The organism is Marichromatium sp. PS1, from assembly GCF_041155115.1.
GTDB classification, from domain to species: domain Bacteria; phylum Pseudomonadota; class Gammaproteobacteria; order Chromatiales; family Chromatiaceae; genus Marichromatium; species Marichromatium gracile.
In genome coordinates, this window is record NZ_BAAFHB010000005.1 from 118,843 (window position 1) to 140,912 (window position 22,070).

The window sequence follows — 22,070 nt, forward strand, 5'->3', positions numbered from 1 at the left end:
ACCACCCGCAGACGCGACGCTTCACCCACGATCGAGGATCGAGACCATGTCCGACATCAAGACCAAGACCACCCTGACCACCGCCACCGGCCTGCTCGGCGCCGCCCTGGTCGGCAACCTCGCCGCCATCGCCCCGGCCAGCGCCGAACAGAACCCCTTCGCCGCCACGGTGATGGAGAGCGGCTACATGCAGCTCGCCTCGGCCGACAGCGAGGGCAAGTGCGGTGGCGCCGGTGGCGACAAGGATGGCGAGGGCAAGTGCGGCAGCAGCGACGACGGCAAGGATATGGAGGGCAAGTGCGGTGAGGGCAAGTGCGGCGGCGCGAGCTAGCCGATGATCACCGGACCCGCGAGCCTCCACGGCGCCGGTCTGGGGCTGCGGCGCGCCTTCGTGCGCGCCCTGCTCGACACGCCCCCGGCGGCGGTCGACTTCTACGAGATCGCCCCCGAGAACTGGATCGGCATGGGCGGGACCAACGCCCGGCGGCTGCGCGCCCTGACCGAGCGCCACCCCTTCGTCTGTCACGGCCTGTCGCTCTCGCTCGGCGGCCCGGCGCCGCTCGACCTGGAGCTGGTGCGCGCGATCGGCGACTTCCTCGATGTCCACGACATCGCGGTCTATTCCGAGCACCTGAGCTACTGCAGCGACGACGGTCAGCTCTATGACCTGCTGCCGATCCCCTTCACCGAGGCGGCCATCGATCATGTCGTCGCCCGTATCGGTCAGGTGCAGGATCTCCTCGGGCGGCGCATCGCCGTCGAGAACGTCTCCTACTATGCCGCGCCCGGCCAGGAGATGACCGAACTCGACTTCATCGGTGCGGTGCTCGAACGTGCCGACTGCGAGCTGCTGCTCGACGTCAACAACCTCCACGTCAATGCCGTCAATCACGGCTACGACGCCCTCGACTTCCTCCGCGCCCTGCCCGGCGAGCGCATCCGCTACGGCCACGTCGCCGGACACCGGGTGGTCTCGCCGGAGCTGTGCATCGACACCCACGGCAGCGCGGTGATCGACCCGGTGTGGTCGCTGCTGGCGGCGGCCTATGAGCATTTCGGCGTCTTCCCCACCCTGCTCGAACGCGATTTCGACATCCCGCCGCTGGCACAACTCGTCGAAGAGGTCGAGCAGATCGCCACGATCCAGCGTCGCGTCCAACCGGAGCAACGCGCTCATGGCTGAGTTCGCGGTCCAGCAACAGGCCTTCTGCGCCCATCTGCGCGACCCCGCGCGGGCGGACGCGCCGGCCGACGTCGCCCCCGAGCGGATGCGCGTCTATCGCGAGCTGATCTTCAACAACCTCGACGCACTGCTCGCCGGCAGCTTCCCGGTGCTCCATCGCATCCTCGACCCGGCGCGCTGGCGCGCGCTGGTGCGCGACTTCCTCGTCGGGCATCGTGCGCGCACGCCCCTGTTCCACCGTCTCCCCGGCGAGTTCGTCGACTTCCTCGGTCAGCGCCCGGCCAGCGCCGACGACCCACCCTTCCTGCTCGAACTGGCACACTACGAGTGGATCGAGATCGCGCTGTACAACAGCGAGGCCGAGCCCGACCTCGAGGGCATCGACCCCAACGGCGACCTGCTCGCCGCCACCCCGGTGCGCAGCCCGCTGGCCTGGCCGTTGAGCTACCGCTTTCCCGTCCATCGCATCGCCCCGGATCACCTGCCCGAGACGCCATCCGCCGAGCCGGTACAGCTGGTGGTGCTGCGCGACCGCACCCAGCAGGTGCGCTTCATCGAGATCAACGCCGTCACCCAGCGCCTGCTGCAACGCATCGAGACCAGCCCGAGGCCCAGCGGGCGCGAGGCGCTGCTGGGCATCGCCGCGGAGCTGCGTCACCCCGAGCCCGAGCGGGTGGTCGCATTCGGCGCCGAGACCCTTGCGCGTCTCCGCGCCGAGGGCGTGCTCCTCGGCACCCGCCCCACGCCCGTCGCGCACCCCGCCTGAGCGCCGGTGAGCGGCCCCTTCCCGCCTCGCCGCCCCATCCATGACCAAGCTGTTACACTCAGTCCGGACGGGACGGCGTGTCTGGCAGGCAGCGCCCGGCGCGATTCGGCAGCCAACGCATTCGCGCACGCCCCCGTCATCACCCATGGCCGATGCCGGGCAACAACCTGGAGGAAGGTGACACCATGCCAACTTGGGTTCTGGTCGCTGATACGAGCCGTGCTCGAATCTTCCACGCCGAGAAGGCCGCAAGCCCGATCGAAGAGGTTCAGACCCTGGCCTTTCCCGAGGCCCGATTACGCCAGGGGGATCTGAACACCGACCGCGGCGGTCGCGGACACGACCCCAGCACCGGAGGACATGGCATCAACGGCGAAGGTGGAGTCAAGCAGGAACACGCCGAGCGCTTCGCCAACCTCATCTGCAACGCACTGGAAACGGCGCGACTCGAAGGCGCCTTCAAGAAGCTCTACGTGATCGCCGCACCCAGCTTCCTCGGCGTGCTGCGCAAGCAACTGTCGGCATCGCTGCGCCAGTTGGTCGCCGGCGAGGTCGACAAGAACCTCACCACCCAAAGCCCCACCAACATCCGCAAGAACCTGCCCGATTTCCTCTGAACACGGGCTCCCATCGCTAACCGATAGGGACATTCGAGCAGGGCGCACAGGGAGGTGCGCCGCGCCCTCAGGCGCCCGGCTGTGCTACCCTGTAGCACCCTGCAAGACGACACAGCCGGAGCCTGCATATGACCACGCGCGAGTTCGACACCATCGTCATCGGGGCCGGTCCCGGCGGCGAGGGCGCGGCCATGAAGCTGGCCAAGACCGGTCAGCGCATCGCCGTGGTCGAGGCGCACAACCGTGTCGGCGGTGGCTGCACCCACTGGGGCACCATCCCCAGCAAGGCGCTGCGCCACTCCATCCAGATGCTCGCCGACTATCGCCGTAACCCGCTGTTCCAGCACACCCAACACCAGATCGAGGTCGAGTTCCCCGACCTGCTGCGCGCCGCCGACAGCGCCATCGACGACCAGGTGCGCACCCGTTTCCGCTACTATCAGCGCAACCGCGTCGAGGTGGTGTTCGGCCGCGCGGTGTTCCTCGAGCCCGACCTGATCGAGGTCCGCCGCGCCCGTGGACCGAGCGAACGACTGCGCGCCAAGCACTTCGTCATCGCCACCGGCTCGCGCCCCTATCATCCGCCCGACCTCGACTTCTCCCACCCCCGGGTGCTCGACAGCGACTCGGTGCTCGGGCTGCAACAGACACCGCGCTCGCTGACGATCTACGGGGCCGGTGTCATCGGCTGTGAGTACGCCTCGATCATGGGCGCGCTCGACGTCAAGGTGAACCTGGTCAACACCCGCGACCGGCTGCTCTCCTTCCTCGACGACGAGATCACCGACGCGCTGAGCTATCACCTGCGCCAGCAGGGCGTGGTGATCCGTCACGACGAGGTCTACGAGCGCGTCGAGCCGGAGGCCGACGGTGTGGTGCTGCACTGCCGCTCGGGCAAGAAGTTCAAGACCGACTATCTGCTGTGGGCCAACGGGCGCACCGGCAACACCCAGGACATGGGGCTCGAGGAGATCGGCCTGGCGCCCAACAGCCGCGGCCAGCTCGAGGTCAACGCCAGTTACCAGACCGCGCTGGAGCATATCTATGCCGTCGGCGACGTCGCCGGGCCACCGGCACTGGCCAGCGCCAGCTACGACCAGGGTCGCTTCGTCGGCGCCCACATCGCCGATGGCGAGTGCGGCTGGTCGCTGATCGACGAGTTCCCCACCGGCATCTACACCGTCCCCGAGATCAGCTCGGTGGGTCGCACCGAGCGTGAGCTGACCGCCGCGCAGATCCCCTACGAGGTCGCCCAGGCCGACTTCAAGAGCATCGCCCGCGCCCAGATCACCGGGCACACCGTGGGCATGCTCAAGCTGCTGTTCCATCGCGAGACGCTGGAGATCCTCGGCATCCACTGTTTCGGCGAGCAGGCCGCCGAGATCGTCCATATCGGACAGGCGATCATGTCGCAGCAGGGCTCGGCCAACAACATCCGCTACTTCACCGAGACCACCTTCAACTACCCGACCATGGCCGAGGCCTATCGCGTCGCCGCGCTCAACGGACTCAATCGGCTGTTCTGAGCGCGGGCCGAGGAGACCGCGACGGGCCGCAACAAGGGGGGGTGTGTCACGGATGTCGGGGATGCTTGATAGTTTAGCAAACGCTTATATAATCAACACCTGATCCGGAACTCGCCGCCCCGTCCGCCGGGCGCGGTGCGCAGACGGCAAGAGACGACCGAGGGCGCGGATCGCCACGCGCCCCGCGAGCGCAGGCGTCAAGCCGCTGACCCGGATCCGGCGCGACGCACGCACAAGAAGATCGACACGACAGGGATGTCCGAGCCAGTCCCGAGGATGCGCGCCGAGCAGCGTGCCCACGACGATTGCGCTTGCCGAGCCTGTGGTGTCCGGGGGACACCCCGCGCCGGCCACTGGCCGAGGGCACGGCCTCCCCGCGATCGACTCGACTCAATCTTCGCAACCAAAGGTGTGTTCAATGTCCAGACTCGTCACAGCAGCCTCCATCCTCGTCCTCGGGGCCACCGCCACCGCCGCCAACGCCTGGTACGGCGCGCCCTACTACCCGGCGCCCATGACCCCGCAACAGCAGCAGGCGCTGGCCGAGCAGCAGCAGGCCTTCGCCGAGCGCCAGGCCCGGGCGATCGAGCAGGCGATGGAGGCACAGCGCCGCTTCATGGAGCAACAGGCGGGCGCCTTCGCCATGCCGCAGCAGCCCCCGGGCTTCGCCGACATGCCCGAGCCGCCGGCGATGCCCGCCTTCGGCGAATACCCGGAGATGCCCGAAATGCCCGGTATGCCGGAGATGCCGGGCATGCCCGAGATCCCCGGCATGGCCGACCTGCCCGAGCCGCCGGCCTTCGATCAGTACCCGAGCCCGCCGGCCTACGGCCAGCGCCCCGAGATGCCCGCGCGCGACGCCGACATCGAGGCCCGTCGTCAGGCGATCGAGACCTACCGCACCAAGGTGCGCGAGGCGATGGAGGCGCGCCGTGCCGCGATCCAGGCGATGATGCCCGCCTATCCTCAGCGTGCGCCGATGTACCCCGCCGCACCCGCGGCAGGCGCACAGGCGCCGCAGGACGCCCAGCCCGCGGACTGACCGGCACTCCTCCCGTCCCTGGTCGCGTCCCGGCGCGGCCGGGGGTCAGCTCGTCCTTCCCTCCTCCCGACCCTGGGCGAAATAGCGCGCCAGGAAGTCGTCGAAACTCTCCTCCTCTCCCGCTTCGAGCGCCCGCTGCTGCTGGTGCGAGTCGTGCGCCAAACGCTCGAACAGCGCCTGATGCGCGGCGCTCGGCCGCCGCTGCTGAAAATACGCGCGATGCGCGTTCGACATCCGCTGGGCGAAGGCGAAGAAGCCCTCGCCGTGGGCGCGCATCTCGGCGAGCACCCGCGCCGAGGGCGTGGCATCGGCATCGGCCACCTTGTCGCGCTGCGCGCGCAGGCTCGCCGCGCGCGGTCCGTCCTCGCCGCCGTCGAGCAGGAGCGCGAGCGCGGCGAAGCGATCGAGCAGCTCCTCGGCCCAGTCACGCAGTCGCGTCTCGCGCCCGGCGCGCACCAGGGTCAGTCCCGGCTCGCGCCCGCGGTGCGCGGTGAGCACCAGGTTGGTGTCGATCGCGCGGCGCTCGGCGGCATCGATCAGCGGGCTCTCGGCGAGCACGCAGTGGAGCATCAGCAGCTCCATGAAGTGGAGCTGGGCGAGGCTCGTCCCGGTCGGCTCGAACACATCGATGTCGGGCGAACGCAGCTCGACATAGCGGATACCGCGACGGGCGAGCGCCAGGGTCGGGCGCTCCATCCACTCGGTGAGCTGCTTGGGGCGTACCGTGCTGTAGTACTCGTTCTCGATCTGCAGCACGTTGGCGTTGAGCTGCTCGTAGCGATCACCGACCTTGACGCCGATGCGCTGATACTCGGGACAGGGGGTCTCGATCGCCCAGGTGAGGGTGCGTACATACTCGGCGAGGCTGTCGTAGCTCGCCTTGATGCCGGTGCCCTCCTCCTGCTGGTTCTGATAGCCGATATCGCCCATCCGCAGCGAGGTGGCATGCGGATAGTAGAGGGTGGTGTCGTCGAAGTACTCGAGGTCGGTCTCCTGACCCTGCACGAAGCTCGCGCAGATCGCCGGCGAGGCGCCGAACAGATAGGGCACCAGCCAGCCGATGCGCTGCAGGTTGCGCAGCATCCCCATCTGCATGCGATCGCGAAAGGCACGCAGGTCGCCGCGCTCGCCCTCGATCGCCTGGAGTCGGTCCCAGAACCCCTCGCCGAAGGAGAAGTTGTAGTGGATCCCGGCGATCACCTGCATGGTGCGCCCGTAGCGATTACCGAGCCCACGCCGATAGACGGTCTTCATCCGCGCGGCGTTGGAGCAGCCGTAGCGCGCCAGCGGGATGCAGCGGCGGCCCTCGAGCACGCAGGGCATGCTGGTCGCCCACAGCAGTTCGTCGTCGAGATGCTGGTGGACATGGGCGTGGAGGTCGGCGAGGAAGCCGAGCGCCTCCTCCGCGCTGGCCAGCGCCGGGGTGATCAGTTCGAGCAGCGCCTCGGAGAAGTCGGTAGTGATGTAGGGATGGGTGAGCGCGGCGCCGAGCGCTGCCGGGTGCGGGGTGGCGGCGAGCTGGCCACCGGCGGAGACGCGCAACCCCTCCTTCTCCAGTCCGACGCGGTTGCCGGCGAACAGCGGGACGGTGGCGCCGGCGAGTCGCTCGACACGGCGCGCGTAGATCGATCGGGGGTCGTTCAAAGGGGGTGTCCTTGAGTCTTGCGAGGAATCGGCCGGACGCCGTCGGCGTCCGGCCAGGAGGTGCTGCGGCGTCAGTTGGTCATCGCCGCGCGCGGCTGGGCATGACGGCCGAGCAGGATGCCGTCGGCGAGGATGCGCGCGGCCTCCTCGACCTGGATGCGCGAGATCGCCTCGCGCTGGGCCTCGAGCGCCTCCTCATCGATCGGGTCCGCGTCCTCGTCGACCGGGGTGATGCCCTGGGCGCGCAGGAAACGGTCCTGATGCCCCTTGAAAGCCGACTCCAAGCGCTCGTCCTCGGCGCGCCGCTGCGCCTCGTTGAGCGAGACCTGGGTGCGCTCCTCCATCTCGCGCAACAGCTTGCCGCGCTCGGTGAGCATGCGGAAACCGAGATCGTCGGCGATGCGCCCCTGCGACTTGCGCACCAGGGTCTCGACCCCGCCGGCCATGTCGAGATGACGGTAGTCCGCGGGCGAGATCCGCGTCCACGGCAGCGGGTTGTCGAGCGCACGCTCGCCGTGGTCGATGACGGTATCGGCGGTGGGGAAGCGGATATCCGGCTCGACCCCGCGCAGCTGGGTGCTGCCGCCGCTGATGCGGAAGAACTCGGCCATGGTCAGGCGCAGTCGACCGAGATCGGCCTGCTCGCCGGGGACATAGCGGTTGAGATCGATCAGGGTCTGCACCGTGCCCTTGCCGAAGGTCGGCTCGCCGATCACCCAGCCGCGACCGTAGTCCTGGATGGCCGCGGCGAAGATCTCCGAGGCCGAGGCGCTGTCACGATCGACCAGCACCGCCAGGGGGCCAGTGTAGAGCACCCCGGACTCGGGATCGGACTCGACCTCGACGCGACCGAAGGCGTCCTTGACCTGCACCACCGGCCCGGTGTCGATGAACAGCCCGGTGAGCGCGGTGGCCTCGGCCAGCGAGCCGCCGCCGTTGGCGCGCAGATCGATCAGCAGACCGCTGACGCCCTGCATCACCAGCTCGTCGATCAGCGCGCGCACATCACGGGTGGTGCTGCGGAAGTCGCGGCGGCCCTCGCCCTCGGCCTGGAAGTCGCGATAGAAGGCGGGGATCTCGATCACCCCGACGCGCACCCCCGGGGTGGCCGCGAGATCGTCGATGACATAGCTCTTGGCCGCCTGGTCCTCGAGCTTGATCTCATTGCGCACCAGCGCGACCTCGCGCGCCCGCGCGCTCACCCCGGCGCCCTTGGAGAGCAGCTGCAGCCGCACCACCGAGCCCTTGGGGCCGCGGATCTTCTCCACCACGTCCTCGAGACGCCAGCCGACGACATCCTCGAAGGCCCCGTCGAGCCCCTGGCCGACGCCGACGATCTGATCGCCGCTGTGCACCTGACCCGACTCGCGCGCCGGGCCGCCGGGGACCGTACTCTGCACCACGGTGTACTCGTTGTCGGCGCGCAGCACCGCACCGATGCCCTCGAGCGAGAGCTTCATGCTGATGTCGAAGTTCTCGGAGGTGCTCGGCGACATGTAGCTGGTGTGCGGCTCCAGCGCCAGGGTGTAGGCGTTCATGAAGGCCTGGAAGACGTCGTCGCGGTCGAACTGCTCGATGCGCCGCGCCAGCCCCTCGTAGCGTTTGCGCAGCCGCTCGCGGATATCGGCGTCGTCGCGATCGGCCAGGCGCAGCACCAGGAAGTCGTTCTTCACCCGCTTGCGCCAGCGCTCGTCGAGCTCGGCGCCGTCCTCGGCCCAGGCGTCCTCGGGCGGCTCGAGGGCGTAGTGTTCGTCGCGAGTGAAGTCGAATTCGCCCTGCAGCAGCCGCAACGCATAGTCGACGCGGTCGTCGACGCGCATGCGATAGAGCCGGAAGACGTCGAAGGCGGTGTCGAGTTCACCTCGGCGCAGTCGCTCATCGAGCCGACGGCCGCCGTCCTCGAAGCGACTCACGTCGCGGGCGAGGAAGAAGGACTTGCTCGGATCGAGGGCGTCGAGATAGTTCGCCAGCACCGCCTGGGCGAAGGCCGGATCGAGCGAGAGCTTGCGATAGTGGTAACGCTCGAGCACCTTGTTGATGACCACCGCCGACTTGGTCTGCTCGGGGACCGGATAGAGGTCGGCGAGCGCCACCGGTCGCGGCGAGGCGACGGCCAGCCCTGCGGTCAGCAGCAAGGCGATGAGGAAGGGATACCGGAGGGGACGCGGTCTCATGAGCGGTACTCGTGTTCTGACCCCCGCCTGGCGGGGGCTGACGGTTGGCGGAGGGGTGGCGCGCCGCGCCGGGGAGGTGCGGCAGCGACGACGAGAGCCGCGCGGACAGCTCCCGACACCCCGTCCCATGGGGTCGAATTAAGGCCGATTATCGAGGGCTTCAACGCGCCGGCGCAACGTCGCCGCCGGCGCGCCCCCGTGATCGCCACCGACGCGCTCAGGCCGCCGGCTTGGATTTCTTCTTCTTGGCGTAGGTCTTGCGCTGGTACAGATCGGTGCGCCGGCTCACCACCCGGTCGACGAACAGCATGCCGTCGAGATGGTCGATCTCGTGCTGCACCGCGCGCGCCTCGTAGCCCTCCATCTCGTACTCGTGGACCGCGCCCTCGGGGTCCTGGGCACGCAGCCGGATCTGGGTGGCGCGGATCACGTTGCCGGTGTAGTCGGGTACCGACAGACAGCCCTCGCGGCCCATCTCGTAGCCTTCCCAGTGGACGATCTCGGGGTTGACCAGCACCAGGTTGCCGTGATTCGGGGTCTTGGGTCGCGACGAGCAGTCGACGATCACGATGCGTTCGAAGCGCCCCACCTGGGGCGCGGCGATGCCGACGGCGGCGGGGCCGTCCTGACGGGTCTCCTCGAGATCGGCGACGAAGTCGCGCAGCGCGGCGTCGAAGTGCTCGACCGGGATCGAGACCTGCTTGAGCCGCGGGTCCGGGAGTTTCAGTATGTCGAGTATCGCCATCGTTCAGCCGATCATCAGGTCGATGGCGGCGACGTCGACCGAGACGCCGCGCGCATCCAGTCCGGCGAGCGCCTCGACCAGCCTCTCCACGGGCCGCTCGCTGTGACCCTGGATGTTCATGATGTAGAGCGGGCTGGCGCTGTCGCCGGCGACGTCCGACTCCAGCTCGAGGATGTGGAAGCCCTCGGCGGCCAACGCCTCGGTGACGTCGGCGACGATGCCGGTACGATCGGCCCCGCTCACCCGCACCTGGACGTTGGGCAGCAGGTGCTGGTGCAGCTCGCCGTTGACGGTATCGATGTGCAGGCGCAGCCCGAGTTCATCGGCCACCGGCGCAAGCGCCGCGCGCAGCGCCGACTCGGGCTGCTCGGTGGCGACCATCATCATGATGGTGAAGTTGCCGCCGAGACGCAGCATCGAGGCCTCGCCGAGGTTGCAGCCGACACCGCAGAGCGCGCGGGTGACGCGCGAGACGATCCCGGGGCGGTCGGCACCGACCAGGGTCAGCATCATCCAATCAGACATGTTCAGGGTCTCCAGTGGACGCGGCGGCGGTCGGATCGAGCCAGATCAGGCTCGCCTGCCGACCGGTGACACCGTCGCGCCGGTAAGAAAAGAATCGTTGGGGATCGATATGGGTGCACAGATCGCCGCCGTAAACCGCCGTGACTCCGGCGCCCACCAATCGTTGACGGGCAAGCACGAACAGGTCGGCCAACCAGCGGTCGTCGCGTCCCCGGCGGAAGGCGTCGGCGGCGGCCGGATCGAGGTCGACGAAGCGCTCGCGTACCTCGGGGCCGACCTCGAAGGCGTCCGGGCCGATCGCCGGTCCCAGCCAGGCGAGCAGCCGCGAGGGCGCAATCGCCAGCGCCGCGACCGCACGCTCGATCACCCCGTCGGCCAGACCGCGCCAACCGGCATGCACCGCCGCCACCCGGGTGCCCTCACGATCGCACAGCAGCAACGGCAGACAGTCGGCGGTGAGTACCGCGCAGACCCGTCCCGGGCGCAGGCTCACCGCCGCATCGGCCCGGCAGCCGGGCGCGGCGGTGTCGTCGGCGACGACACAGCCGTGGACCTGTTCGAGCCACAGCGGCTCCTCGGGCAACCCGGCCTGGTCGCGCAACAGGGCGCGGTTGCGCGCCACCCGCGCCGGATCGTCACCGACATGGGTGGCGAGATTGAGCCCGGCGTAGGGGGCTTCGCTGAGGCCACCGGCGCGGGTGGTCGAGAACGCACGCACCCGCGCCGGGGCGGGCCAGTCAGGTCGGATCGGCGTCATCCTCGCTCTCCTCGCGCAGCTGCGCGAGCAGCGCCTCCAGATCAGCGGCCATCGCCACCTCCCAGTGCAGCTCGCGCCCGTCCTCGGGGTGGCGCAACCCGAGCCGGATGGCGTGCAACGCCTGACGCGGAAAGCGCTGCAGCGCCTCGCGCAGCGCCACGCTGCAGCCGCGCGGCGGGCGCGGGCGACCGCCATAGAGACGGTCGCCGACCAGGGGATAACGCAGGTGCGACATGTGCACGCGGATCTGGTGGGTGCGCCCGGTCTCGAGCTCGACGGCGAGCAGGGTGTGGCCGGGGAAGCGTTCGAGCACCCGGTAGTGGCTCACCGCCGGACGCCCGCCGGCGACCACCGCCATGCGCGTGCGCTGGGTGGGGTGGCGCCCCACCGGGGCCTCGACCCGAGCCCCGGCGACACACTCGCCGATCACCAGGGCGCGATACTCGCGATGGACCTCGCGCAACCGCAGCTGCTCGACCAGCGAGCGATGGGCGGCGAGCGTCTTGGCCACCACCAACAGCCCCGAGGTGTCCTTGTCGAGGCGGTGGACGATCCCGGCGCGCGGCAGCGCCGCCAGCCCCGGATCGTGGTGCAGCAGCGCGTTCTGCAGGGTGCCGTCGGGGTTGCCGGCGGCGGGGTGGACGACCAGCCCGGCGGGCTTGTTGACCACCAGCAGGGCGTCGTCCTCGTGGACGATGTCGAGCGCGATCGGCTGCGCCACACAGCGCTCGTCGAGCGCCAGGGTGGCGGCGAGCCGGATGCGCTCGCCGCCCCAGACCTTGTCGCGCGGACGCCGACGCTGGTCGTCGACCACAAGCTCGCCGGACTCGATCCATTGCTGCAGGCGGCTGCGCGAGAACTCCGGCAGCAGCTCGGCGAGCACCTGGTCGAGGCGGCGTCCGGCGTGGCCGGGCCCGAGCACCAGATCACGCTCGATGCGTTGGTGTGCGACTCCGACGTTCACGCGCACACCGCCCGGCGCCGGGGACGGCAAAGGGGGGCGCTGGCGTGGACGCCTTCGCGTATACTGGGATGATTTTCGAACAGGTATTCCACGGACATGCCAAGAACGTTAACACGACTTCCCGCGCTGCTGCTCGTCGCGCTGCTCACCGGCTGCGGCGTGTTCGGCGAGGAGATCGACCAGACCGCGAACTGGGGTGCGTCCAAGCTCTACGCCGAGGCCGCCGCCGAACTCGACGCGGGCAACTACACACGGGCGATCGAATACTACGAAAAACTCGAGGCGCGCTACCCGTTCGGGCGCTACGCCATGCAGGCCCAGCTCGATGCGGCCTACGCCAATTATCGCGCCGACGAACCGGAAGCGGCGCTGGCTGCGGCCGATCGCTTCATCAAGCTCTACCCGCAGAACCCCTTCGTCGACTATGCCTACTACCTCAAGGGCATCGTCAACTACAACCGCAGCGTCGGCTTCCTCGACCGCTATATCCCCACCGATCCGTCGCAGCGCGACCCCGGCTCGGCGCTCGACGCCTTCGAGGACTTCGCCATCCTCGTCGAGCGCTTCCCGCAGAGCCGCTACGCCGCCGATGCCCGTCAGCGCATGCTCTATCTGCGCAACAACCTCGCCAAGCACGAGGTCAACGTCGCGCGCTACTACATGAAGCGGGGTGCCTATCTGGCGGCGGCCAACCGCGCCGAATACGTCATCCAGCGCTTCCAGCGCACCAGCGCGGTGGAGGGTGCCCTGGAGGTGATGATCGACGCCTACGAGGCGCTCGGCAAGGAGGCGCTCGCCGCCGACGCGCGTCGGGTGCTCGAGGTCAACCGCGAGGCCGGACGCTTCATCGACGACACGCCCAAGCCCGAGGACATCAGTCTCGCGCGCAAGGTCTGGGACTATCTCAGCCTCGACGAGAACTGAGCCCGCCCCTCGGGACGCCCTCCCCTCACACAGCGTCAGCGATCGGCCGTAACCCTCGACGGTGTGCAGGGGCGCGGCGGGCGCCCCTCGGCAAACCGGCTAGATCGCCGCCTCGTCCTCCTCGCCGGTGCGGATACGCACCACCCGCTGCACGTCGGAGACGAAGATCTTGCCATCACCGATCTTGCCGGTGCGCGCGGCGGTCATGATGGCGTTGATGCAGTCCTCGACCTGATCGTCGCCGACGATCAGCTCGATCTTCACCTTGGGCAGGAAATCGACCACGTACTCGGCGCCACGATAGAGTTCGGTATGTCCCTTCTGACGCCCGAAGCCCTTGACCTCGATGGCGGTCATGCCGGTGATGCCGGCCGCCGACAGCGCCTCGCGGACGTCGTCGAGCTTGAAGGGCTTGATGATCGCTTCGACCTTTTTCATGCAATCTCTCCAGAGTTTGGATCACGGCCTGGCCGTGAGTATACGTTTGCGTCCGGGCAAAAGACAGCGAGCCCCGGGCGCGGCGCGGGGCTCGCAGGCGTTCGCATCGGGGTTCAGAAACCGCTGGTGATGGGGTAGCGCCGATCGCGACCGAAGGCGCGCGCGGAGATGCGCACCCCGGGCGGGGCCTGACGGCGCTTGTACTCGCTGCGATCGACCAGGCGCGCGACGCGCTCGACCTCCTCGCGCGCATAACCGGCGGCGACGATCGCCGCGACGCCCTCGTCGCACTCGATATAGCGGCGCAGGATCTCGTCGAGCCGGTCGTAGGGCGGCAGGCTGTCCTGATCGGTCTGATCCGGGCGCAGCTCGGCCGAGGGGGGACGGGTGATCACCCGTTCCGGGATCACCTCGACCTCGCGATTGCGATAGCGGGCGAGACGATAGACGAGCTGCTTGGGCACGTCCTTGATCGGCGCGAAACCGCCGGCCATGTCGCCGTAGAGGGTGGCGTAGCCGACCGCCATCTCGCTCTTGTTGCCGGTGGTGAGCAGGATCGAGCCGCGCTTGTTGCTGATCGCCATCAGCAGCACGCCGCGACAGCGCGCCTGGAGGTTCTCCTCGGTGACATCGGCGGGGGCGCCGGCGAAGACCGGCTCGAGCATCCCGAGAAAGGTGTCGAAGGCCGGACCGATGGGGAGCTGATAGGCCTGGACCCCGAGCCGGCGCGCCTCCTCGAAGGCATCCTCGTTGCTGATGTCGGCGGTATAGCGCGAGGGCATCAGCACCGCCTCGACCCGATCGGCGCCGAGCGCATCGACCGCGATCGCCAGGGTCAGTGCCGAGTCGATTCCGCCCGAGAGTCCGAGCACCGCCCCCGTGAAGCCGTTCTTGCGCACATAGTCGCGCACCCCGAGCACCAGCGCGCGGTAGATCGCCGCCTCGTCATCGAGCGGTTGCGGCCGGGGCACATCGGCACGGGCCGCAGCGGGCGCGCCGGCGGCATCGAGCACCAGGTCGAGCGCCGCCTCGTCGAAACAGGGCGCGCGCGCCACCTGCCTGCCCGTGGCGTCGACGGCGAAGGAGGCGCCATCGAACACCAGCTCGTCCTGGCCGCCGACCAGGTTGGCATAGAGGATCGTCACCCCGTGCTCGCGCGCGCGGCGCGCCACCAGCGCCTCGCGCTCGGCGCGCTTGCCTGCATGGAAGGGCGAGGCATTGATATTGACCAGCAGCTGGGCGCCGGCCTCGACCGCCTGACGGGTCGGCGCCTCCTGCCAGATGTCCTCGCAGACGCTCAACCCGACGCACAGCCCGCGGTGCTCGAACACCCCGGCCAGGGTGCCGGGCTGGAAATAGCGCTTCTCGTCGAACACGCCGTAGTTGGGCAGCGCCTGTTTGGCGTACTCGGCGACCGTCTCGCCGTCGCGGATCACCCCGGCGACGTTGAACAGACCGCCGACGGCGGTGCGCGGGTAACCGAGCACCAGGGTGATGCCGGCGCTCGCGGCACGGATGCGCGCCAGCGCCGCCTCGACCCGCTCGGCGCACTCCGGGCGCAGCAGCAGATCCTCGGGCGGGTAGCCGGTGAGCGCCAGCTCGGGGAAGACCACCAGGTCGATGCCCTCGGCGCGAGCGGCGGCGAGCGCCGCGATCACCTGTTCGGCATTGCCGGCGATGTCGCCGACCAGTGGGTTGAACTGGACGATCCGGACCCGGCTCGTCGGCTGCGATGCGTTCATCGATTCATTCATCACGGGTTCAGATCAGCTCGGCGATACGCGCGCCCATCAGCGCCGGTGAGCGCACCACCGCCACCCCGGCGGTCTCGAGCGCGGCGAACTTGCCCTCGGCGGTGCCCTGCCCGCCGGTGACGATCGCCCCGGCATGGCCCATGCGCTTGCCCGGGGGGGCGGTGACCCCGGCGATGTAGGCCACCACCGGCTTGCTCATGCGCTGCTCGATGAAGCGCGCGGCGGCCTCCTCGGCACCGCCGCCGATCTCGCCGACCAGGATCACGCCCTCGGTCTCCGGATCGTCCTCGAACAGCGCCAGACAGTCGACGAAGTCGAGGCCGTGGATGGGGTCGCCGCCGATGCCGATGCAGGTGCTCTGACCGAGCCCGACCTGGGTGGTCTGCCACACCGCCTCGTAGGTGAGGGTGCCCGAGCGCGAGACGATGCCGACCCGGCCACGGCTGTGGATGTCGCCGGGCATGATACCGATCTTGCATGCCTCCGGAGTGATCACCCCGGGACAGTTGGGGCCGATCAGACAGGCCCCGGTGCCGGCGAGCACGGTCTTGACCCGCAGCATGTCGTGTACCGGGATGCCCTCGGTGATGCACACGATCACCCGGATGCCGGCGTCGGCGGCCTCGAGGATGGCGTCGGCGGCAAAGGGCGCGGGCACATAGATCATGCTCGCATCGGCACCGGTGGCCGCCACCGCCTCGTGGACGGTGTCGAACACCGGGCGGTCGAGATGACGCTGCCCGCCCTTGCCCGGGGTCACGCCACCGACCAGGTTGGTGCCGTAGGCGATCGCCTGTTCGCTGTGGAAGGTGCCCTGACGACCGGTGAACCCCTGGCAGATCACCCGGGTGTCGGCATCGATCAGTACGCTCATCGCCCCTGCTCCTCGCGGGCACCGCCCGCCAAGGCGACCACCCGGGCCGCCGCATCGTTGAGACTGCTCGCCGGCTCCAGCGCCAGCCCACTGGCGGCGAGCAGCGCCCGCCCCTGCGCGGCGTTGGTCCCCTCCAGGCGCACCACCACCGGGACGGCGACCTGGACCTCGCGCACCGCCTGCATGATGCCCTCGGCGATCAGGTCACAGCGCACGATACCGCCGAAGATGTTGACCAGCACCGCCTCGACCTTGGGGTCGGACAGGATCAGCTTGAACGCCTCGGCCACCCGCTCGGCGGTGGCGCCGCCACCGACATCGAGGAAGTTGGCCGGGGCGCCGCCGTGGAGCTTGACCAGGTCCATGGTCGCCATCGCCAGCCCGGCACCGTTGACCATGCAGCCGATGTTGCCCTCGAGGCTGATGTAGTTGAGCGCGTGAGCGCGCGCGGCGGCCTCGCGATCGTCCTCCTGCCCGGGGTCGCGCAGCGCGGTGAGCTCGGAGTGACGATAGAGCGCGTTCTCGTCGAGTTCGATCTTGGCATCGAGCGCGACCAGCTCACCGTCCTCGGTGACCACCAGCGGGTTCATCTCGATCAGGGTGGCGTCATGATCGATGGCCAGGGTGTAGAGCGCGGCGAGCAGCCGACCGAGCGCGGCGATCTGGTCACGCTCGAGCCCCAGCCCGTAGCCGAGTCGGCGCGCATGATAGGGCCGCAACCCGGTGGCCGGGTGGACGGCGAGCCGGAGGATGCGCTCGGGGGTGGCCGCGGCCACCGCCTCGATATCGACCCCGCCGGCGGCGCTGGCCATGAACACCACCCGCTCGCTGGCGCGATCGACCAGCACCCCGAGATAGAGTTCGCGGGCGATCGCCGTCGGACGCTCGATCAGCAGGGTCTCGACCGGCAGTCCGCGCGGACCGGTCTGCGCGGTGACCAGACGGCTGCCGAGCAGCCGCTGCGCCTCGCGCGCGACCGCCTCGGGGTCGTCGCACAGCACCACCCCCCCGGCCTTGCCTCGGGCACCGGCGTGGATCTGCGCCTTGACCGCCCAGCGCGCGCCGCCGAGACGCTCGCAGACGGCGCGCGCCTCCTGCACGGTCCGCGCCTCGCCGCCGTCGGGCACCGGGATTGCGCGCTCCCGCAAGAGCCGCTTCGCTTGGTATTCGTGTAGATTCATCGAAACTCGTCGTCACGCTGATGACAGAAGACGCCGCCCGCCCCGGGGCGCCGCGATGACAAGGGGGCGCAACCGATGGTGGCGGACGCCGCCGAACGCGGCGCGCCATCATGCCTACCATGGTCGCAACGCGACAATTCTGGTCTAATTCCAGCGGCTTTGGCAAAACGCCGCCCGCCTCCCGACAGCATCCCGATGCCCAAGCACGCCTCGTCCCACGCCAGCACCGCCCCCCTCGACCCGGCATCCTATCCCACCTGGGGGGCGCTGCGCTGGCTGCTGCTGATCCGGCTGCTGCTGGTCGTCGGGCTGACCCTGGTGTTCTCGCCCAACGCGGTCGATCCGCTGCTCGCCAGCGCCGACACCGAGCTGGCCTGGTCGGTGCTCCTGGTCTACACCCTGCTGGTACTGCTCAGTGGGCTGAGTCTCTACGGTCAGTGGCCGGCGCGCAAGCAGCAGGTCTATCTCGCCATCCTCGTCGACATCGTCGTCTTCACCCTGCTGATGCACGCCGCCGGCGGGGTGGCCAGCGGCCTCGGCATCCTGCTGACGGTGACGGTGGCCGCCGGGGCGCTGACCATGGAGGGACGGCTGACGCTGCTGTTCGCCGCGCTGGCCACCATCGCGGTGATCGCCCAGCAGGGCTATCAGGCACTGCAGGGACAGGCGCCGGCCTTCACCCAGGCCGGGCTGCTCGGCATCCTCTTCTTCGCCGTGGCGCTGATCTCACAGATGCTCTATCACCGCGCACGCACCGCCGAGGCGCTGGCGGCACGGCGTCAGGTCGACCTCGACGACCTCTCCAAGCTCAACGAGTTCATCATCCAGAACATGGCCACCGGCATCCTGGTGGCCGACGGCGAGCGGCGGCTGCGACTGATGAACCAGGCCACCCGCGAGCTGCTCGGCATCGCCCACGACCGCCACGCCCCCGGCGTCGCCCTCGGCGCGGTCAGCACCGCGCTGGCCACCGAACTCGAACGTCTGGTCCAGCCCGGCGCGCACCGTCAGGCGGTGGTCAGCCATCACGGGCGCGCGCTGCGGGTCAGCGTCAAGCTGCTCGGCGCGCACCGCGCCAGCGGCGTGATCCTCTATCTGCGCGACGACCGCGAGGCCACCGCCGAGGCGCAGCGGATCAAGCTCGCCGCGCTCGGCACCCTCACCGCGAGCATCGCCCACAACATCCGCAACCCGCTGAGCGCGATCTCCCACGCCGCCGAGCTGTGCGCCGAGGCCCCCGGGCTCGCGGGCGACGAGCAGCAGTTGCTCGCCATCGTCCACCGCAACAGCGCACGTATCGACGAGATCGTCAGCAGCGTGCTCGAGCTCTCGCGGCGCGACCGCATGCAGCGCCAGACGCTCGAACTCTACGACTGGTTGCGCGGCTTCGTCGACGAGTTGACCGAGACCCGCCAACTCGGCCCGCGCCGGCTGCACCTGCACCTCGAACGCGATCCCGGCACGGTCGTGGCCGATCCCAGACACCTCCACCAGATCCTCGCCAACCTGTGCGAGAACGCCCTGGTTCACGGCGGCGACGGCCCGGTGACCCTGGTGCTCGACCGCGACCACCACACCCGTCGCCCGTTGCTGGAGGTGATCGACCAGGGACCGGGGATCGCCCCCGAGGTCGCCGACGCCATCTTCGACCCCTTCTTCACCACCCGCCACAGCGGCACCGGGCTCGGGCTCTACATCGCCCGCGAGCTGGCCGAGAGCAACGCCATGACCCTCGCGCTGCTGCCCAACCGCCCCAGCGGCTGTCGCTTCCGCCTGCTGTTCGCGACCACGACCGACGAGGACCGGGCGGATTGAACCCAGCGGCCAGCCGGAAAGATTGAACCGCAAAGCCGCAAAGGGCGCGAAGGGGGATTGAGCGGTCAGCCACCAGCGACCAGCGACCAGCCGCCACTGGGGCGATCGTCCAACGGCGGCGCAGACCCGCAACGTCCGTGGCCTCACGCCGACATCACGCATCATCCCCTTTGCGCACTTCGCGGCTTTGCGGTTCAATCCTGGCGGCTGGCGGCTGGCGGCTGGCGGCTGGCGGCTGGCGGCTGGCGGCTGGCGGCTGGCGGCTGGCGGCTGGCGGCTGAAAACCTTTTCTCCATCTTCGCGCTCTTCGCGCCATTGCGGTTCATCCCTTTGCGGTTCATCTCTCTGGCCGCTGATCGCTGGCGACCGGTCGACGCTCCGCGCTATCCTTGATGCAGCGCATGCCCTACCACCGACGGACCCAGACCGACCCGATGCCGACCGACAAGGCCCAGGCGCTCGTCGTCGATGACGAGACCGACATCCTCGAACTGCTGCGGATCACCCTCGCGCGGATGGAGATCCGCGCGGTGACCGCGACCAGTCTGGTCGAGGCGCGCGCGCGCCTCGTCGAACAGCCCTTCGACCTCTGCCTGACCGACATGAAGCTGCCCGACGGCAGCGGTATCGAGCTGATCCGTCACATCGCCGCACACCACCCGGAGTTGCCGGTGGCGATGATCACCGCCTACGGCAACATGGACTCGGCGATCGAGGCGATGAAGGCGGGCGCCTTCGACTTCGTCTCCAAGCCGGTGGAACTGCAGCGGCTGCGTCAACTCGTCGCTGCCGCGCTCAAGCTCAGCCACCGCGCCGGCAGCGAACCCGGCGGCGACTCCGCCGCACCCCAGCTACTCGGCGCCTCGCCGGCGATGGACCATATCCGCCAGCTCATCGCCAAGCTCGCGCGCAGCCAGGCGCCGGTGTTCGTCACCGGCGAGAGCGGCACCGGCAAGGAGCTGGCCGCGCGGCTGATCCACGCCCAGGGGCCGCGACGCGACGGTCCCTTCGTCGCGCTCAACTGCGGCGCCATCCCCCACGATCTGGTCGAGAGCGAGCTGTTCGGCCACAAGAAGGGCAGCTTCACCGGCGCCAGCAGCGACAAGCAGGGGCTGTTCCAGGCCGCCGAGGGCGGCACCCTGTTCCTCGACGAGGTCGCCGAGCTGCCGCTGCAGACCCAGGTCAAGCTGCTGCGCGCGATCCAGGAGAAGGCGGTGCGCCCGGTCGGCACCCAGCGCGAGCTGCCGGTCGACGTGCGCCTGATCAGCGCCAGCCACCGCGATCTCAATGCCGAGGTCGAACGCGGGCGCTTCCGCCAGGACCTCTTCTACCGCATCAACGTCATCGAGCTGCGCATGCCGCCGCTGCGCGAGCGGCGCGGCGACATCCCCGCGCTGGCCGACTGGCTGCTCGCGCGCATCGCCGAGAAGAGCGGCGCCGACGGACCGCTGCGGCTCGCCCCCGAGGCGCTGACCGCGCTCGCCCGTCACCCCTTCCCGGGTAACGTACGCGAGCTCGAGAACATCCTCGAGCGCGCCACCGCGCTGTGCGAGCACAGCCAGATCGAGATCGACGATCTCTACCTCCCCGACCCCGCCCCGACACACCACGACGCCGCACCCGACGTCGCCGCACCGCACCCCGCGCCGGCCGAGCCGGCGCACTGGGATCATGCCGCCGCCGCGCGTCGTCTGGGCATGTCGCAGCGCTCGCTGCACTATCGGCTCAGCCGACTCGGCATCGAATAACCCATCGCCCCACGGCACCACACCCGAGGACCCCGCGCTTGCCCGCCTCATCCAACCGCCCACGCGACCCCTTCGTCGACTGGGTCCGTCAGGTCACCCCCTATATCCACGCCCACCGCGGCAAGACCTTCGTCATCGCCATCGGCGGCGAGGCGCTCACCGACGCCCACTTCCCCGATCTGGTACACGACATCGCCATGCTCCACGGGCTCGGCATCCGTCTGGTACTGGTCCACGGCGCACGCCCGCAGATCGAGGCGCGCCTGTCCGAGCGCGGCGCGCGGATGCGCTATGTCAACGGGCTGCGCGTCACCGACGACACCGCACTGGCCTGCGTCAAGGAGGCCGCCGGGGTGGTGCGGGTGGAGATCGAGGCGCTGCTCTCGCTGGGACTGGCCAACTCACCGATGGCCGGGGTGCGCATCCCGGTGGTCTCGGGCAACTTCGTCACCGCGCGACCGTTCGGGGTGCTCGACGGCGTCGACTACGGCCATACCGGCACGGTGCGTCGGGTCGACCGCCACACCCTGCGCGCACTGCTCGATCAGGGCGCGGTGGCGTTGATGCCGCCGCTCGGCTACTCGCCCACCGGCGAGGTGTTCAACCTCAGCGCCGCCGATGTCGCCCGCAGCACCGCCGAGGCGCTGCAGGCCGACAAGCTGGTGTTCCTGCTCGAGGACGAGGAGGTGCGTACCGCGGCCCTCCCCCCGACCCTGCTCACCGGCGAGGTCGACGCCCTGCTCGACGCCGCCACGCCGCTGCCCGAGGGCCTGAGCAAGTGTCTGCGCGCCAGCGCCGAGGCCTGTCGTCACGGCATCCCCCGCGTCCATCTGGTCGGGCGCAGCGGCGACGGCGCACTGCTGCGCGAGCTGTTCACCCGCGACGGCAGCGGCACCCTGGTCTCGGCCGAGCCGTTCGAGGAGCTGCGCGCGGCGCGCATCGACGACGTCGCCGGCATCCTCGAACTGCTGCGCCCGCTCGAGGAGCGCGGCATCCTGGTGCGGCGCTCGCGCGAGCGCCTCGAGACCGAGATCGACCGTTTCGTGGTCGCCGAGCGCGACGGCCTGATCACCGCCTGCGCCGCGCTCTACCCCTATGCCGACGAGGCCATGGCCGAACTCGCCTGCGTCGCGGTGCACACCCAGTACCGCGCCGGCGGACGCGGCGACCGGCTGCTCGAATACATGGAGCGACTGGCGCGCGCGCAGGGGATCGCGCGGCTGTTCGTGCTCACCACCCAGACCGCGCATTGGTTCCAGGAGCGCGGCTTCGCCCCGGCCGGGCTGGAGGCGCTTCCCATGGCCCGGCAGGCGCTTTACAATTTTCAGCGCAACTCCAAGGTCTTCATCAAGCGGCTCTGACCCGCCCCGCGCAACGAAATCGGACGGGAGCC

At 69.7% G+C, this 22,070-nt stretch carries 20 protein-coding genes; 10 read left to right on the forward strand and 10 right to left on the reverse strand.

The window, feature by feature from the left end:
- The first annotated feature begins 46 nt into the window (after positions 1 to 46).
- The 6 genes from ACAM26_RS12885 to ACAM26_RS12910 all read left to right on the forward strand — a co-directional run bounded on the left by ACAM26_RS12885 (position 47) and on the right by ACAM26_RS12910 (position 5,134).
- Positions 47 to 331 carry a low-complexity protein gene (locus ACAM26_RS12885; protein ID WP_123140462.1) on the forward strand — a complete coding sequence of 95 codons (285 nt, stop codon included), beginning with the start codon at positions 47 to 49 and terminating at the stop codon, positions 329 to 331.
- 3 nt (positions 332 to 334) lie between these two features.
- The gene (locus ACAM26_RS12890; RefSeq protein ID WP_369613843.1) at positions 335 to 1,183 is read left to right on the forward strand and encodes a DUF692 domain-containing protein; all 849 of its coding nucleotides are present in this window, start codon (positions 335 to 337) and stop codon (positions 1,181 to 1,183) included.
- The gene (locus ACAM26_RS12895) at positions 1,176 to 1,949 is read left to right on the forward strand and encodes a DUF2063 domain-containing protein (protein ID WP_369613844.1); all 774 of its coding nucleotides are present in this window, start codon (positions 1,176 to 1,178) and stop codon (positions 1,947 to 1,949) included. Before ACAM26_RS12890 ends, ACAM26_RS12895 begins: the two co-directional genes overlap by 8 nt.
- Positions 1,950 to 2,101: 152 nt before the next feature.
- A complete protein-coding gene (locus ACAM26_RS12900; RefSeq protein ID WP_234524739.1) occupies positions 2,102 to 2,566 on the forward strand; it encodes a host attachment protein in 465 nt (154 codons plus the stop codon).
- Between the two features lie 128 nt (positions 2,567 to 2,694).
- The gene (sthA, locus tag ACAM26_RS12905; protein WP_062276403.1) at positions 2,695 to 4,092 is read left to right on the forward strand and encodes a Si-specific NAD(P)(+) transhydrogenase; all 1,398 of its coding nucleotides are present in this window, start codon (positions 2,695 to 2,697) and stop codon (positions 4,090 to 4,092) included.
- Positions 4,093 to 4,510: 418 nt separating this feature from the next.
- Complete coding sequence (locus tag ACAM26_RS12910; RefSeq protein ID WP_123141942.1) at positions 4,511 to 5,134, forward strand: hypothetical protein; 624 nt, start codon at positions 4,511 to 4,513, stop codon at positions 5,132 to 5,134.
- A gap of 45 nt (positions 5,135 to 5,179) precedes the next feature.
- On the opposite strand, the gene gshA is transcribed toward ACAM26_RS12910, so the two are convergent.
- From gshA to rluD, 6 genes are all read right to left on the reverse strand, one after another.
- Positions 5,180 to 6,778, reverse strand: coding sequence for a glutamate--cysteine ligase (gene gshA / locus ACAM26_RS12915; RefSeq protein WP_369613845.1), 1,599 nt, complete (start codon positions 6,776 to 6,778; stop codon positions 5,180 to 5,182).
- Between the two features lie 71 nt (positions 6,779 to 6,849).
- Positions 6,850 to 8,952, reverse strand: coding sequence for a carboxy terminal-processing peptidase (locus ACAM26_RS12920; RefSeq protein WP_123141940.1), 2,103 nt, complete (start codon positions 8,950 to 8,952; stop codon positions 6,850 to 6,852).
- Between the two features lie 217 nt (positions 8,953 to 9,169).
- Positions 9,170 to 9,697: a peptide deformylase gene (gene def / locus ACAM26_RS12925; RefSeq protein ID WP_369613846.1), complete on the reverse strand. Its 528-nt coding sequence runs from the start codon at positions 9,695 to 9,697 to the stop codon at positions 9,170 to 9,172.
- A gap of 3 nt (positions 9,698 to 9,700) precedes the next feature.
- Positions 9,701 to 10,222, reverse strand: coding sequence for a glycine cleavage system protein R (locus tag ACAM26_RS12930; RefSeq protein ID WP_123140454.1), 522 nt, complete (start codon positions 10,220 to 10,222; stop codon positions 9,701 to 9,703).
- A complete protein-coding gene (gene pgeF / locus ACAM26_RS12935) occupies positions 10,215 to 10,979 on the reverse strand; it encodes a peptidoglycan editing factor PgeF (protein ID WP_123141939.1) in 765 nt (254 codons plus the stop codon). Before pgeF ends, ACAM26_RS12930 begins: the two co-directional genes overlap by 8 nt.
- A complete protein-coding gene (gene rluD / locus ACAM26_RS12940) occupies positions 10,960 to 11,943 on the reverse strand; it encodes a 23S rRNA pseudouridine(1911/1915/1917) synthase RluD (RefSeq protein WP_123140526.1) in 984 nt (327 codons plus the stop codon). Before rluD ends, pgeF begins: the two co-directional genes overlap by 20 nt.
- A gap of 96 nt (positions 11,944 to 12,039) precedes the next feature.
- Here rluD and ACAM26_RS12945 point away from each other — a divergent pair, with 96 nt between their 5' ends.
- On the forward strand, positions 12,040 to 12,867 hold the full coding sequence (locus ACAM26_RS12945; protein ID WP_123140452.1) for an outer membrane protein assembly factor BamD: 828 nt from the start codon (positions 12,040 to 12,042) through the stop codon (positions 12,865 to 12,867).
- A 99-nt stretch (positions 12,868 to 12,966) separates the two neighbouring features.
- Here ACAM26_RS12945 and ACAM26_RS12950 read toward each other — a convergent pair whose 3' ends face one another.
- The 4 genes from ACAM26_RS12950 to sucC all read right to left on the reverse strand — a co-directional run bounded on the left by ACAM26_RS12950 (position 12,967) and on the right by sucC (position 17,114).
- A complete protein-coding gene (locus ACAM26_RS12950; protein WP_062276421.1) occupies positions 12,967 to 13,305 on the reverse strand; it encodes a P-II family nitrogen regulator in 339 nt (112 codons plus the stop codon).
- Between the two features lie 113 nt (positions 13,306 to 13,418).
- Positions 13,419 to 15,047 (reverse strand): NAD+ synthase, encoded by a 1,629-nt coding sequence (locus ACAM26_RS12955; RefSeq protein ID WP_223805994.1) that lies wholly within the window; start codon positions 15,045 to 15,047, stop codon positions 13,419 to 13,421.
- Between the two features lie 19 nt (positions 15,048 to 15,066).
- Positions 15,067 to 15,933, reverse strand: a complete 867-nt coding sequence (sucD, locus tag ACAM26_RS12960; protein ID WP_123140450.1) for a succinate--CoA ligase subunit alpha — start codon at positions 15,931 to 15,933, stop codon at positions 15,067 to 15,069.
- On the reverse strand, positions 15,930 to 17,114 hold the full coding sequence (sucC, locus tag ACAM26_RS12965; protein WP_369613847.1) for an ADP-forming succinate--CoA ligase subunit beta: 1,185 nt from the start codon (positions 17,112 to 17,114) through the stop codon (positions 15,930 to 15,932). Before sucC ends, sucD begins: the two co-directional genes overlap by 4 nt.
- A gap of 195 nt (positions 17,115 to 17,309) precedes the next feature.
- On the opposite strand from sucC, the gene ACAM26_RS12970 reads away from it, so the two are divergent.
- The 3 genes from ACAM26_RS12970 to argA all read left to right on the forward strand — a co-directional run bounded on the left by ACAM26_RS12970 (position 17,310) and on the right by argA (position 22,038).
- Positions 17,310 to 18,929 (forward strand): PAS domain-containing sensor histidine kinase, encoded by a 1,620-nt coding sequence (locus ACAM26_RS12970; protein ID WP_123141936.1) that lies wholly within the window; start codon positions 17,310 to 17,312, stop codon positions 18,927 to 18,929.
- A gap of 401 nt (positions 18,930 to 19,330) precedes the next feature.
- The gene (locus ACAM26_RS12975) at positions 19,331 to 20,677 is read left to right on the forward strand and encodes a sigma-54 dependent transcriptional regulator (protein ID WP_274606711.1); all 1,347 of its coding nucleotides are present in this window, start codon (positions 19,331 to 19,333) and stop codon (positions 20,675 to 20,677) included.
- 38 nt (positions 20,678 to 20,715) lie between these two features.
- Positions 20,716 to 22,038 carry an amino-acid N-acetyltransferase gene (gene argA, locus ACAM26_RS12980; protein ID WP_369613848.1) on the forward strand — a complete coding sequence of 441 codons (1,323 nt, stop codon included), beginning with the start codon at positions 20,716 to 20,718 and terminating at the stop codon, positions 22,036 to 22,038.
- Positions 22,039 to 22,070: the final 32 nt, after the last annotated feature.